14 protein-coding genes are annotated in these 12,659 nt (G+C 65.3%); 13 read left to right on the forward strand and 1 reads right to left on the reverse strand.

Annotated features, from left to right (window positions below):
* Window positions 1-103 precede the first annotated feature (103 nt).
* The 9 genes from moaA (at window position 104) to VLA65_RS09985 (ending at window position 9,455) form a co-directional block, all read left to right on the forward strand.
* The gene (moaA, locus tag VLA65_RS09945; RefSeq protein ID WP_332602408.1) at window positions 104-1,144 is read left to right on the forward strand and encodes a GTP 3',8-cyclase MoaA; all 1,041 of its coding nucleotides are present in this window, start codon (window positions 104-106) and stop codon (window positions 1,142-1,144) included.
* Between the two features lie 42 nt (window positions 1,145-1,186).
* The gene (locus VLA65_RS09950) at window positions 1,187-2,083 is read left to right on the forward strand and encodes an AAA family ATPase (RefSeq protein WP_332602409.1); all 897 of its coding nucleotides are present in this window, start codon (window positions 1,187-1,189) and stop codon (window positions 2,081-2,083) included.
* A 4-nt stretch (window positions 2,084-2,087) separates the two neighbouring features.
* On the forward strand, window positions 2,088-3,203 hold the full coding sequence (locus VLA65_RS09955; protein ID WP_332602410.1) for a vWA domain-containing protein: 1,116 nt from the start codon (window positions 2,088-2,090) through the stop codon (window positions 3,201-3,203).
* On the forward strand, window positions 3,196-4,362 hold the full coding sequence (locus tag VLA65_RS09960) for an XdhC family protein (RefSeq protein ID WP_306963352.1): 1,167 nt from the start codon (window positions 3,196-3,198) through the stop codon (window positions 4,360-4,362). Before VLA65_RS09955 ends, VLA65_RS09960 begins: the two co-directional genes overlap by 8 nt.
* 91 nt (window positions 4,363-4,453) lie before the next feature.
* Window positions 4,454-4,966 (forward strand): (2Fe-2S)-binding protein, encoded by a 513-nt coding sequence (locus VLA65_RS09965; RefSeq protein ID WP_284988716.1) that lies wholly within the window; start codon window positions 4,454-4,456, stop codon window positions 4,964-4,966.
* Window positions 4,963-7,332, forward strand: coding sequence for a xanthine dehydrogenase family protein molybdopterin-binding subunit (locus VLA65_RS09970; RefSeq protein WP_332602411.1), 2,370 nt, complete (start codon window positions 4,963-4,965; stop codon window positions 7,330-7,332). The genes VLA65_RS09965 and VLA65_RS09970 overlap by 4 nt, the downstream gene beginning before the upstream one ends.
* Window positions 7,329-8,183, forward strand: coding sequence for an FAD binding domain-containing protein (locus VLA65_RS09975; RefSeq protein WP_332602412.1), 855 nt, complete (start codon window positions 7,329-7,331; stop codon window positions 8,181-8,183). The genes VLA65_RS09970 and VLA65_RS09975 overlap by 4 nt, the downstream gene beginning before the upstream one ends.
* 22 nt (window positions 8,184-8,205) lie before the next feature.
* On the forward strand, window positions 8,206-9,003 hold the full coding sequence (locus VLA65_RS09980) for an SRPBCC family protein (RefSeq protein WP_284988713.1): 798 nt from the start codon (window positions 8,206-8,208) through the stop codon (window positions 9,001-9,003).
* A gap of 197 nt (window positions 9,004-9,200) precedes the next feature.
* The gene (locus tag VLA65_RS09985; protein ID WP_332602413.1) at window positions 9,201-9,455 is read left to right on the forward strand and encodes a hypothetical protein; all 255 of its coding nucleotides are present in this window, start codon (window positions 9,201-9,203) and stop codon (window positions 9,453-9,455) included.
* Here the strand turns inward: VLA65_RS09985 and VLA65_RS09990 are convergent.
* Window positions 9,452-9,925, reverse strand: coding sequence for a MarR family winged helix-turn-helix transcriptional regulator (locus tag VLA65_RS09990; RefSeq protein WP_332602414.1), 474 nt, complete (start codon window positions 9,923-9,925; stop codon window positions 9,452-9,454). The two genes, VLA65_RS09985 and VLA65_RS09990, sit on opposite strands and share 4 nt — an antisense overlap.
* 207 nt (window positions 9,926-10,132) lie before the next feature.
* Here VLA65_RS09990 and VLA65_RS09995 point away from each other — a divergent pair, with 207 nt between their 5' ends.
* The 4 genes from VLA65_RS09995 to VLA65_RS10010 all read left to right on the forward strand — a co-directional run bounded on the left by VLA65_RS09995 (window position 10,133) and on the right by VLA65_RS10010 (window position 12,635).
* Window positions 10,133-11,020: a methyltransferase family protein gene (locus tag VLA65_RS09995; protein WP_332602415.1), complete on the forward strand. Its 888-nt coding sequence runs from the start codon at window positions 10,133-10,135 to the stop codon at window positions 11,018-11,020.
* Between the two features lie 183 nt (window positions 11,021-11,203).
* The gene (locus VLA65_RS10000) at window positions 11,204-11,413 is read left to right on the forward strand and encodes a hypothetical protein (protein ID WP_284988712.1); all 210 of its coding nucleotides are present in this window, start codon (window positions 11,204-11,206) and stop codon (window positions 11,411-11,413) included.
* Window positions 11,410-11,766 carry a ribbon-helix-helix domain-containing protein gene (locus tag VLA65_RS10005; RefSeq protein ID WP_216363181.1) on the forward strand — a complete coding sequence of 119 codons (357 nt, stop codon included), beginning with the start codon at window positions 11,410-11,412 and terminating at the stop codon, window positions 11,764-11,766. Before VLA65_RS10000 ends, VLA65_RS10005 begins: the two co-directional genes overlap by 4 nt.
* A 227-nt stretch (window positions 11,767-11,993) precedes the next feature.
* Window positions 11,994-12,635 (forward strand): dihydrofolate reductase family protein, encoded by a 642-nt coding sequence (locus VLA65_RS10010; RefSeq protein ID WP_284988711.1) that lies wholly within the window; start codon window positions 11,994-11,996, stop codon window positions 12,633-12,635.
* The last annotated feature ends 24 nt before the right edge of the window (window positions 12,636-12,659 follow it).

Raw genomic sequence — 12,659 nt, forward strand, 5'->3', positions numbered from 1 at the left:
CCGCCGTTCGCCCGACCGCGGTCCATTGTGGGCGCCCGGGACCGGGCATACTCTGGGAGAGGCACAAGCGGTTGGCACTACTACCGCGTTGAGAGGGCGCTGCATGGACGCCAATTCCATCACCGACACCTTCCACCGGCCCCTGCGGGACCTGCGGATTTCCGTCACGGACCGGTGCAATTTCCGGTGCGTCTACTGCATGCCCAAGGAGATCTTCGGGCGGGATTTCGTTTTCATGCCCCGGGACCAGCTGCTGACGTTTGAGGAAATCACCAGGCTGGCGTCGATCGCGGTGGGACACGGTGTGCGGAAGATCCGGCTGACCGGCGGTGAACCCCTGTTGCGGAAGGACATCGAGGAACTGGTCCGGATGCTGGCCCGCTTGCGCACTCCCGACGGGCTGGCACCGGACCTGGCGATGACCACGAACGGCTCGGTCCTGGCGCAGAAGGCGCAAGCCCTCAAGGATGCGGGGCTCAACCGGGTGACGGTCTCGCTGGACTCCCTCCGGGAGGAGACCTTCCAGGCCATGAACGACGTCGGCTATCCCGTGGCGAAGGTCCTGCATGCCGCAGACGTTGCCCAGGCCGCGGGTCTCGGGCCCGTGAAGATCAACATGGTGGTCAAGCGGGGGACGAACGATCAGGACATTCTTCCCATGGCTCGCCACTTCAAAGGGTCCGGGTTCATTCTGCGGTTCATCGAGTACATGGACGTGGGTGCGTCCAACGGCTGGAAAATGGATGAGGTGGTTGCCTCAGCCGAGATCCTGGCCCGCATCGGCGCGGTGTTCCCGCTGGAGCCCGTGGCGCCGAACTACCCCGGCGAAACCTCGGATCGCTGGCGCTACGCGGACGGCAGCGGCGAAATCGGGGTCATTTCCAGCGTGACCCAAGCCTTCTGCCGCGGCTGCACGCGGGCCCGGCTCTCCGCCGACGGGAAGCTGTTCACGTGCCTCTTCGCCACGGCGGGCACGGACTTGAGGGCACTCCTGAGAGGCGGGGCGTCCGACGTCGAGCTTTCGACGGCGTTGTCCGCCTTGTGGGGCGGCCGCGCGGACCGCTACTCGGAACTGCGCAGTTCGCACACGCCTCAAGACCCCGCCGCGACACACAAGATCGAGATGTCGTACATCGGCGGGTAGCCCACCAGACCGGAGCCCTGCCGGTGACCCTATGCTGGTGCCATGACGCAGACGTCGATCAGCTCCGCCACAGCGCTGGCCGAAATGCTGGCCGCCACCGGCTACCTCGCCGACGATGGCCTGGCCACCATTGGCTACCTCGCCCTGAGCATGGAACGGCCGCTGCTTCTGGAGGGCGAACCGGGCACCGGCAAGACCTCCCTCGCGGAGGCCCTGGCGGAAGGGTTCGGGCTGCCGCTGATCCGATTGCAGTGCTATGAGGGAATCGACGCCTCGCAGGCGCTGTATGACTGGGACTTCACCGCCCAGATCCTGCATCTGCGCAGCGTGGAGGCCAGCGGCGGAGCGGGAATGGACGCGCGGCTGAGCGTGGCCGAACTGGAAAGTTCGCTTTACGACAAACGGTTCCTGCTCGCGCGTCCCATCCTCAAAGCGCTGCAGCAAAGCCCGGCGGTGCTGCTGATCGACGAAATCGACCGGGCCGACGACGAGTTCGAGGCGTTCCTGCTGGAGGTGCTCTCCGCTTATCAGGTCTCCATCCCCGAGTTCGGCACGGTCAAAGCCGAAACCCCGCCGATCGTGGTGCTCACCTCCAACCGGACGCGCGATCTGCACGATGCGCTCAAACGCCGCTGCCTCTACCACTGGATCGACCACCCCGGGCTGGCCCGAGAAGTGGAGATTGTGCGCACCCGGCTCCCCCAAGTGCCCGCGCTCCTGGCCGAGCAGGTGGTGCGCGCGGTCCAGCAGATCCGGGTCACCGACGACGTACTGAAGCCTCCCGGCGTCGCCGAGACCTTGGACTGGGCGCGTGCCTTGCACCAGCTCGGCCGGGCCGAGCTTGACCTGGCTTCGGCTGCGGCCAGCATCGGCGCGCTGTGCAAGTACCGCGAGGACACCGAGCGCGTCTCGGCGGCCCTGGCCCGGATGCTCGGCTGAGCCCATGCCAACGGCAGGACAAAGCCCCGAACACAGCGCCGAAGAGATCCTCCTTGCCTTCGCTGCAGCCGTGCGTGCGGCCGGCGTGAAAGTGACCGCGGACCGCTCGCTCAGCTTCGTCGACGCCGTCGGCAGGCTCAAGTTGGACCGCCGTTCGGACGTGTTCTGGGCCGGCCGCGCGACGCTATGCGCCTCGCCGGAGGACTTGCCCGCCTACCAGCGGACGTTTGAGGCCTGGTTTGCCGTGGAACACTCCGCCGCCCAACGCCTGGAAAACTCCGCGACATCCGTGAGCGCTGCCACTTTGGATGACGACGACGGCGGCCCGGAAGGTAGGAGGGAACAGTTGCGGGCACTCGCCAGCCGCCGGGAGTTGCTTCGGCACCGCGATGTGGCCGTATTGGACGACGAGGAACGGGCCTTGCTGCACCGGATGTTCGAGGAGCTGCCGGTGCGCCTGCCCACCCGGCAGACCCGGCGCAAGCACCTCGACCGGCACGGCGACGTGGACCGGGTGCGGACCCTGCGCGACCAGCTGCGCCGCGGCGGGGAACCGGGGCCGCTGCGCCGCGCCCGGGCTCCCCGCAAAAACCGCCGGGTGGTCTGGCTGATCGACGTTTCGGGCTCCATGGCACCGTACGCGGACAGCCTGCTTCGCTTGGCCCACCGGGTAGTGGAAGCCGCCCCGCGCCAAGTGGAGGTGTTCACGCTGGGCACCCGCCTGACCCGCGTGACTGCCGCACTGAGGGTGCCGGACCCGGACAATGCCTTGGCCCTCGCCGGCCGCACAGTCCCCGACTGGTCCGGCGGTACCCGGCTCGGAGAAGTGCTCCGGGCGTTCAACGACCGGTGGGGGCAGCGCGTGATGGTGCGGGGCGCCGTCGTCGTGATTGCCAGCGACGGCTGGGAGCGCGGCGACCCCGCACTGCTGGGACGCCAAGCCGAGCGGCTGCACCATCTGGCGAGGCGGATCATTTGGTCCAATCCGCACCGCGGCAAGGCGGGGTACGAGCCGCTGCAGCGGGGAATCAGGGCGGTGCTGCCGCACGTTGACTTCTTTATAGGGGGGCACTCAATGCAGAGTTTCGAGGAGTTGTTGGACGTGGTTGCCAATGCGTGAGGTCTTGGACGATCTGGTCGCCGCCATGGCGGCCGGCCACACAGTAGGACTCGGAACGGTGGTGCGCACCTTCCGCTCCGCACCGCGGCCGGCCGGTGCCGCCATGATGGTCGACGCCGACGGCAGTGCGGTGGGCTCGGTGTCCGGCGGGTGCGTCGAAGGAGCGCTTTATGAACTGGCCACCAAGGTGGTCGAGTCCGGCAAGCCGGTGCTGCAGCGCTACGGCATCAGTGACGATGCCGCGTTCGAGGTCGGCCTCACCTGCGGCGGGATCCTGGACATTTTTGTGGAGCCGGTCTCCACTGAGAACTTCCCGGAACTGGCCCAGGTAGCGGACGACGTCGGTGCGGGCCGGCCGGTTGCGATCGTCACCGTGATCGAACACCCCGATCCGGCGTGGCTGGGCCGCCACCTGGTGGTCCGCCCGGAGGGGTTCGTGGGTTCCCTCGGCAGCGAGCGTGCCGACCATGCGGTATCCGATGACGTCCAGGGCCTGCTGGCCGCGGGCCGCAACGCCACGCTCATGTACGGACCGGACGGGCAGCGGCGCGGCGAGGGCATGCGCGTGTTCGCCCTCAGTTTCGCCCCGCAGCCGCGGATGCTGGTGTTCGGCGCGATCGACTTCGCCGCCGCCGTCGCCAAGCAAGGCACCTTCCTGGGCTACCGGGTCACGGTCTGCGACGCACGCGCGGTTTTCGCGACGGCTGCCCGGTTCCCGCAGGCGGACGAGGTAGTGGTGGAATGGCCGCACCGCTACCTGCAGGCGCAGATCGCTGCCGGCCAAGTGGACGAGCGCACCGTGATCTGTGTGCTCACACATGATCCGAAATTCGACGTGCCGCTCCTTGAGTTGGCACTGCGCCACAACGTGGCCTACGTGGGCGCGATGGGATCCCGGCGCACGCACCACGACCGATTGGAACGGCTGCGCGAAGCCGGCCTGAGCGAGGCCGAATTGGCCAGGCTCTCCAGCCCGATCGGCCTGGACCTGGGATCCCGCACCCCGGAGGAAACGGCCGTCTCCATCGCCGCCGAAATCATTGCCTTGCACTGGGGTGGCGGCGGCGGAAGATTGAGCACCATGGAGGCTCGGATCCACCACGAACCCACGGTTGAAGCGGACCACGAGGATGCGGGGTACGAACTCAAGCCGGGCTAGGGCGCTCACCCCTTCCGAGGAGTAACCTGTGTCACATCAGGACTGGATGCCGGGCAGTCGTGCCCGTCGTCCAACGCGACAGGAGATCCCAATGGCGAGTTCCAAGACGATCACCGTCGAAGTCGATGATGTGAGCTACACAGACGATGTCGAGCCACGATTGCTGCTGGTCCAGTACCTGCGCGAACGGCTTGGCAAGACCGGCACATTGATCGGCTGCGACACTACCAACTGCGGCGCCTGCACCGTCCATCTGAACGGAGTCAGCGTCAAATCCTGCACCATGTTCGCGGTTCAGGCAGACGGCCACAGCGTCACCACCATCGAAGGCCTGGCCCGGGACGGCAAGCTCGCCCCTCTGCAGCAAGCCTTCCACCAATGCCATGCGCTGCAATGCGGCTTCTGCACGCCCGGCATGATCATGCAATCGGCATCCCTCCTCACCGAAAATCCGCACCCCACCGAACAGGAAATCCGGGACGGCCTCGAGGGGAACCTTTGCCGGTGCACCGGGTACCAGAACATTGTTGCCGCGGTACAGGCAGCCGCTGACGGTACGGTTTCCGCGGACAGCGACGAATCAGAAACGGCAGGTGTGGCATGACCATCGCCGAAATCGGCAGGCCCCGCCTCCGCAAAGAAGACGCGCACCTCATCACGGGGCGCTCCAGGTACACGGACAACATGACGTTGCCCGGCATGCTCCATTTGGCCATGGTCCGCAGTCCGTTCGCCCACGCCAGGATCACCTCGATCGACACCTCAGCCGCGAAGTCCTCACCCGGCGTCGTCGCCGTGTTCACCGGAGCCGATCTGGCCGCGGAACAGGGCAGCCTGCCCAACGTCTGGCCCGTCACCGCCGAGCAGAAGGCGCCCGCGTTCCCGTCGATCGCCGTCGACGAGGTGGCCTTTGCCGGCGAGGTAGTTGCCTGCATCGTTGCCCGCAGCGCCGCAGCGGCGCGGGACGCCGTCGAACTCGTGGACGTCAGCTACGACCAACTTCCGGTGGTCCTGGATCTGGAGGAAGCATTCACCGACAAGGTGCTGGCCCACTCGAGCTTGGACTCCAACCTCTCGGCAACATGGGTGTTTGACTCGGGCGAAGCCGGCACAGGCAAGCCGATCGCCGAGGCGTTGGAGAACGCCGAAGTCCTCATCGAACGCACCTTTTACCAGCAACGCCTCATCCCGGCCTTCATGGAACCGCGCTCGATCGTGGTGGATCCGACGAGTGAGCAGATCACCATGTGGTCGTCCACGCAGATACCCCATATCCTGCGGCTGATCCTGGCATTGACGCTCGGCCTCCCGGAAAGCAAGCTGCGTGTGATCGCCCCCGACGTGGGCGGCGGTTTTGGCGGAAAACTGACGGTGATCCCGGAAGAATTCATCACCCTCATGGCAGCCCGGCGGGTCGGCAAGCCGTGCAAATACACCGAAACCCGCAGCGAGTCGCTTCAGTCCGGGCATCACGGCCGGGCCCAAGTGCAGAAGGTGAAGCTCGCGGCGACGAAGGACGGGATTGTCACAGGGCTGGACATCCAGCTGCTGGCGGACATGGGAGCCTACCTCGGCATTATCGGCTCGGGCATCCCGATCCTGGGCGCGTTCATGTACAACGCCATCTACAAATTCCCGGCGTACCGACTGGAATGCAACAACCTCTTCACCAACAAGGCGTGGACGGGCGCTTACCGGGGCGCAGGCCGGCCGGAAGCAACCTTCGCTATCGAGCGCTTGATGGATGAGCTCGCCGTCGAACTGGGCATGGATCCCCTGGAACTGCGGAAGAAGAACTGGATCAACCACGAGGAATTCCCCTTCACCACTGTCACCGGGCTGGAATACGACAGCGGCAACTACGAGGCGGCCACGGCGAAGGCCCTGGAACTCTTTGGCTACGACGAACTCCGGGCAGAGCAGGCCAGGCGCCGCGAGGCCAACGATCCTGTCCAACTCGGCATCGGCATCTCCACGTTCACCGAAATGTGCGGCCTGGCTCCATCCCGGGTGCTTGGCGCGCTCAGTTACGCGGCCGGAGGCTGGGAGCACGCCCAGGTGCGGGTGCTGCCCACCGGCAACGTCGAGGTAGTCACGGGCACTTCCCCCCACGGCCAGGGCCACGAAACCGCGTGGAGCCAGCTCGTGGCGGACAGGCTCGGCGTGCCGTTCGAAAATGTCGAAGTGCTGCATGGTGATACACAGGTCTCCCAGCGGGGCCTGGACACCTACGGCTCCCGCTCGCTGACCGTCGGTGGTATGGCGGTGCTGGCCGCTGCGGACAAGGTGATCGAGAAGGCCAAGGTCCTGGCAGCGCACATGATGGAGGCCAGCGAGGAGGACATCGAGTTCACGGACGGCAAGTTCAGCGTCAAGGGCACTGATCAGTCCACTGCCTTCGGTGAAGTCGCCTTCGCCGCCTTCTCGGCGCACAACCTGCCGGAAGGGTTTGAGCCCAATCTGGATTCGGATGCCACCTTCGACCCGCAGAGCTTCTCCTTCCCGCACGGCACCCATCTGGCCGCCATGGAAGTGGACACCGAGACCGGGCAGGTCAGCATCCGCAAGTACGTTTGCGTGGACGACGTTGGGGTGGTGGTCAATCCGCTGATTGTGGAGGGCCAGGTCCACGGCGGCCTGGCGCAGGGAATCGCTCAGGCCCTTTATGAGGAGGCCGTGCACGACGACGCCGGGACCCTGGTCACGGGCTCGTTCGTGGACTACCTCGTGCCCGGCGCGCCCGACCTGCCGCACTTCACGACGGCGCGCACGGAGACGCCGTCCACCACCAACCAGTTGGGGGCCAAGGGAGTCGGCGAGGCAGGAACCATCGCCTCGACGCCCGCCATTGTCAACGGCGTGCTGGACGCGATTCGGCACCTTGGCGTGAAGGACATCAAGATGCCATGCACGCCGGCGCGTGTGTGGGCCGCCCTTGAAGAAGCCAAGACCACGGGAGGTGTGCAATGATTCCGAGCGCATTCGATTACGCCGCTCCGGCCACGGTGGCGGAGGCGTTGAGCGTGTTGGCCGACGCCGGCGACGACGTGAAGGTGCTGGCCGGAGGTCAAAGCCTGATCCCCGTGATGAAACTGCGCCTTGCCGACCCCGCGATGGTGGTCGATTTGGGCCGGATCGGCGAGTTGTCCGGGGTCCGCGACGACGGCGACGCCCTGCTGATCGGAGCCATGACAACGCACCACCAGATCGCGACGGACCCGCTTATTGCCGAGCACGTGCCGTTGCTGGCCAAGGCCGCGGCGACGGTCGCGGATCCCCAGGTCCGGCACCGCGGCACGTTCGGCGGCGCCCTGGTGCACGCCGACCCGGCAGGCGACATGCCCGCGCCGGTGCTGGCTGCGGACGCGACGTTCATTCTGGCAGGTCCGGAAGGGGAACGCCGGGTGGCAGCGGCGGACTTCTTCCAGGGGTACTTCACCACCGCCGTCGACGACGGCGAGATCCTCACCCATATCCGGGTGCCGAAGTACACCGGCTGGGGTGCGCACTACGAGAAATTCACCAGGGTGGCCCAGCAATGGTCCATTGTCGCCGTGGCCGCAATGGTCCGGGTGGAAGGCGGCACGATCGCCGAGGCCAGGATCGGCTTGACCAACATGGCCAGCACGCCGTTGCGGGCGACCGCCGTCGAGCAGGCACTCGTGGGCGCCGCACTGACCCGGGAAGCGATCGCCTCGGCGAGCGCACACGCTGCCGAGGGGACCGATCCCGCGAGCGACCTCAACGGTGACGCGGCCTACCGCCGCCACTTGGCCGAGGTCCTGACCAAGCGGGCCGTTATCGCGGCCGCCGGGCTCTAGCGGAAGGCGGGCGGAGGGAGACGTGGAACTCAAACATCACTTCGTGGTTCCCAGTTCGCTGGAGGACACCTGGCATTCCTTCAACCAACTGGAAGACATCGCGCCCTGTTTCCCTGGGGCGACCCTCACGTCCGTGAGCGGCGAGCAGTTCACCGGAACGGTCAAGGTCAAGCTCGGGCCGATCGCCATGATCTATACCGGCACGGGTGAATTCCTCGAACGCAACCAGGAGACCCACACGGTGGTCATTTCGGCGACGGGCAAGGACAAACGCGGCAACGGCACAGCGGGTGCCACGGTCACGGCAGTGCTGACGCCCGACGGCGACGGCACCGCCGTGGACGTGACCACCGACATGAACGTCACCGGCAAACCGGCCCAATTCGGCCGCGGAGTCATCCAGGACATCTCGGACAAGTTGCTGGAGCAGTTTGTCCAGTGCGTGATCGGGAAGGCGGGCGGCGGGGCTCCGAGCGAAATCGAGCCCGACGCCGGAGCCTCGGCTGCGTCGGCAGGGTCCGGGACGGCTACCGGCGAGGTAGCGCGGCCCGGGGAGCCCGCGGCTGGAGCAGCCGCCGGGCCCGCCGCCGTCGGGCCCGCTGCGGGTTCTGCAGCGCAGGTGGTTGAGCCGCCGGCGGCGCCTGTGCCTGCGGCCGCGGCTGCACCCGCACCTCGGTCCGCGCCGCTCGCGTCGTCGTCGGAATTGGATCTGGGCTCGGCCGTGTGGCCGGTGCTGGTGCGTCGTTTCGGGCCCGTGCTTTGCGCCGCCGCCGTCGTGGTTCTGGTGGCTTGGCTTGTTCGGCGACGGGGAAGGAACTGAACGCCCCACTTAGGCATTGTTGCTGGTGGTTTCCGGCCGCGCGGCGCGCTTGCCGCGCGGCTCCACGTGTCGATATCATCAGGGTGGGTTATGCAGCGGCCCTAGGAACTCTTTCCATGGAGCGACCTCATGACCCGCCCGACTCCCCTCTCTTCCAAGACTCTTTACGTAGCTGCTCCCATGCTTGGAGCCGCGCTGTGAACGCATTACTCACCTCATGCCTGGAAGGCGAACTGGACCCGGTCCAGGGGCTTGCGAAGCTGTCCGTTGCGGAGCTCAACTTTTTGGCCGACGCCCTTTTCAGGCTGCTCGACGTCGGGAAGCCCGAGTTCGGGGTCAAGTCCTGGTACGACGCGGTCCTGGATGAGTTGGCTGCCCGCGGTGAGCGTTCCACGCGCGGCGAGGTTCCTGCGCCCGGTGTGCAGGCCGCCGTCGATGTTTCCTCGGACTAGTCTTCCAATGCCGCGGAGGCAAGAGGGGCGCTAGCGCTGTCTCCTTCTGGTGCTTGCCGGCCTGCCAGTTCGCGCACGACTGTTTTCAGTTCCTGCCGGAACATCGACGTATCGATCGATACCTGGGCAAGAACCTGCCGTTCCGATTCCGCTGCCCGCTCAAGTGCGTCCCTGCCGGCATCGGTCAGCGAAACGACGTGTACCCGGCGGTCCTCGGAACTTCGACGGCGGCTAACGTGCCCGTGTGACTCCAGCCTGCTGAGGGTCTGCCCCATGGTTTGGGCCTGCACACGCACGATCTGGGCAAGCGTGGTCTGGGTGATGGGGCCAGTGGCTGCAAGAACCTCCAGCGCGATGACGCCGGCGTGGGTGAGGCCGATCGCCCTGAGATTCTCGTCCCAAGCGTGTTCCACCAACCGGGCCGCTGTAGACAGCAACCATCCGGTGGGCCAACGCTCGATGTCCGGCATATGTCCCATTGTAGCGGTGAGGGGATTTTGGGGGGTGAGGGGTTAACTAGTCCTGCGAGGGACTCGTGTGAAGACGGACGCAGCGTTCGAATTCGGTAGGCTGAGCCAAAATTGTCTGGGATTGGGGCTACGCATGTTTGGGCTGAGCGGGTGTCGCCCTTGATTCGGCGGGGCGGAGCTATTTGGTGGGGCAGGGCATATTTCGCCATGCAGGCGATTGCCGGTTTCTTGTGGTGGGCCGCGGTTTTCCTGTCGCCGGTGGTGCGCGAGGCGACCCTCGGTAACCTCGACCCGGTTGCGGTTGCTGTCTTCGACATTCCTTTATTCGTCGTGGCGTCGGCCGTGGCGTCTTTTGGCGTAAAGGCTGCCGCGCTAGTGAGTGCCGGCTGGACGGGCGCCGTCGCCGTCGCACTGGCGGTTTACGCCACTGTCACAACCGAAGCGGGCTGGGGCGTACTCGGCATGGGCGCTGCGAGCGCGGGCTCGCTGATCTCGCTCTGCATAGTCTTGCTGGGAAACGTGCCGACCGCGTGGATCATCCGCGGTCCGTTCGCATTCCGTCCCGCAATCCCCCGCGCGACCGCCGCCGCCCACGTGGCCTCAACATTTGGGCAAATTGTCCTGTTCTGGGGGTTCTTCCTGGCGGTGATTCCGTTCGCAGTTGCCTTTCTCGAACAGCGCTGGGCGGTGGTTCTCCCGTTTCCGTCGTTTGCCGCTCCTGTGGGTGTCGCCGTTCTGGTACTAGCCAGCGCCCTTGGTATCTCGGCGGCCGTGGCGATGTCGACGTTGGGCAATGGCACCCCGCTGCCGTCGGCAATGCCCAATCATCTGGTCATCGCGGGTCCGTATCGCTGGATCCGGAATCCAATGGCGGCCGCAGGCATTCTCCAGGGCGCGGCAGTTGGCGTCATCCTACAGTCATGGCTGGTAGTGGCCTACGCCGTCGTGGGCTCGCTGGTGTGGAATTACGTTGTCAGGCCGCTTGAGGAATCTGACCTGGAAGAACGGTTCGGCGAAGAATTCCGTCAATACCGCGATGCCGTGCGCTGCTGGTTACCGCGGATGTCGGGGGCTTCGCGCATTCAGGAACGATGAGTGCACACCCATGTCCCTTCGAAGGTTGTCGTTCCTCAGTCTCGCTCGCTCGGACCGAGAGCTACCGCTCAATATTGTCTCGCAATAACCCTTTTATTGTGAGACAATATTAAAATGGGGATCAGGTGGGCGGACAGCGCAAACAAACATGGAATTGCCCGCGGGGATGCGTTGCATGCAATCTTGAACCAGATCTACCACGTTGAAGAGTTCGATGAGCCGCGTGTGGAATCAGGCGCACGTCCGGATCTGTTTATCGGCCCTTCTCGGGACCGCCGGACGATTCTCGAAGTCATGGCAGTCATTACACCGCCTAACGACATCCTGGTCTTCCACGTGATGGAGGCAAGGCGGAAGATACTCGACATTGCCGAGAGAGGAACAACGGAATGAATGAGAAGAAGGCCAAGGGCGGTCAGGACCTGAGCCCGGAGGAACAGGCCCACTTCCGTGCCCTGGGCGAATGGGCGGAGACCGCCGACATAGGCCCTGACGCCCGCATCACCAAGGCGTCCGGGCAAGGTGCCGGACGCGCCCTGCTGGAAGCAGCCCTGGGCTCGCCCGAGGCAGTAAAAAGAGCCGTCGGCAAACCCTCCCTGAGCAGCAGCGGAACATCCCCGTCCCGGACCATCCGCCTCCCGAAGGACATGGACGCACAACTGGTTGCCCGGTCCGAAATCGAGCACCGCAAGCCGAGCGAAATCCTCAGGGAAGCACTGGCCCAATACCTTGCCAAAGCCTCCTGACAGGCAGACAGCTGATTGACGGGCCCGGTAGTCGTAGATGACAACGCTGCCGATTGGGGGTATATTTGCCCACTCTTGGCCGCCTATTTCATACTGTTGGTCTCCTTGGTCACTTTTCATGTACTCCCAGGGATGACGAATTCGTCCAGGAATTCTTCCGTGCAGGAGATCTCACCACCAGTATGGTGGTTGCATAACGCAACCACTGATCTGAGGGGACCTTCACCATGGCTGTTCGAGTTGACCTGAATATCTCGCTGGATGGTTTCGCCACGACGACGGACGCAACCCCGGAGAATCCGTTCGGTTCGGACTGGGGCCGACTCGTTGACGCATATACATCCACCCGCACTTTCCGTGAGCGGGTTCTGCATGACACCAGTGGAGAAGGAACGTCCGGCGTCGACGACAAATACGCCGCGGCCTACTTCGAGGGGGTCGGAGCTGAGATTATGGGTGCCGGCATGTTCGGGTTCCATAACTTTCCCGACGACCCCGAGTGGAAGGGCTGGTGGGGTGACGAGCCGCCCTTCCGCGTCCCGGTGTTCGTCCTCACTCACACCCCCCGCCCTGACATCACGATGGCCGGCGGTACGACCTTCCACTTCGTCAGCACCAGCCCCGAAGAAGTGCTTGAACGAGCGCTCAGTGCGGCGGGTGAAGAGGATGTGCGTATCGGAGGTGGCCCCACCGTTGTGCGCGATTACCTCAGTGCCGGACTTGTCGATCGGCTGCACGTCGCGATCACACCAATCCTGCTCGGTAGCGGAATACGGCTCTGGGACGATCTCCGGGGGCTAGAAAGCGACTACACCGTCACGTCAGAGACCGCCGAAAGCGGCATCATCCACGTCACCTTCCGCCGATAACCATCACACAGGATCGTCTGAGTG

Source organism: Arthrobacter sp. S2(2024) (assembly GCF_036662515.1).
Taxonomy (GTDB): Bacteria; Actinomycetota; Actinomycetes; order Actinomycetales; family Micrococcaceae; genus Arthrobacter.

Bases quoted from the DNA above. Each gene is read 5' to 3' on its own strand.
- VLA65_RS10005 (WP_216363181.1), top strand. From the start codon at position 11,410: ATGAATGAGAAGAAGGCCAAGGGCGGTCAGGACCTGAGCCCGGAGGAA.
- VLA65_RS09970 (WP_332602411.1), top strand. From the start codon at position 4,963: ATGACCATCGCCGAAATCGGCAGGCCCCGCCTCCGCAAAGAAGACGCG.
- VLA65_RS09965 (WP_284988716.1), top strand. From the start codon at position 4,454: ATGGCGAGTTCCAAGACGATCACCGTCGAAGTCGATGATGTGAGCTAC.
- VLA65_RS09990 (WP_332602414.1), bottom strand. From the start codon at position 9,925: ATGCCGGACATCGAGCGTTGGCCCACCGGATGGTTGCTGTCTACAGCG.
- VLA65_RS09995 (WP_332602415.1), top strand. From the start codon at position 10,133: ATGCAGGCGATTGCCGGTTTCTTGTGGTGGGCCGCGGTTTTCCTGTCG.
- VLA65_RS09955 (WP_332602410.1), top strand. From the start codon at position 2,088: ATGCCAACGGCAGGACAAAGCCCCGAACACAGCGCCGAAGAGATCCTC.
- VLA65_RS09975 (WP_332602412.1), top strand. From the start codon at position 7,329: ATGATTCCGAGCGCATTCGATTACGCCGCTCCGGCCACGGTGGCGGAG.
- moaA (WP_332602408.1), top strand. From the start codon at position 104: ATGGACGCCAATTCCATCACCGACACCTTCCACCGGCCCCTGCGGGAC.
- VLA65_RS09950 (WP_332602409.1), top strand. From the start codon at position 1,187: ATGACGCAGACGTCGATCAGCTCCGCCACAGCGCTGGCCGAAATGCTG.
- VLA65_RS10010 (WP_284988711.1), top strand. From the start codon at position 11,994: ATGGCTGTTCGAGTTGACCTGAATATCTCGCTGGATGGTTTCGCCACG.
- VLA65_RS09960 (WP_306963352.1), top strand. From the start codon at position 3,196: ATGCGTGAGGTCTTGGACGATCTGGTCGCCGCCATGGCGGCCGGCCAC.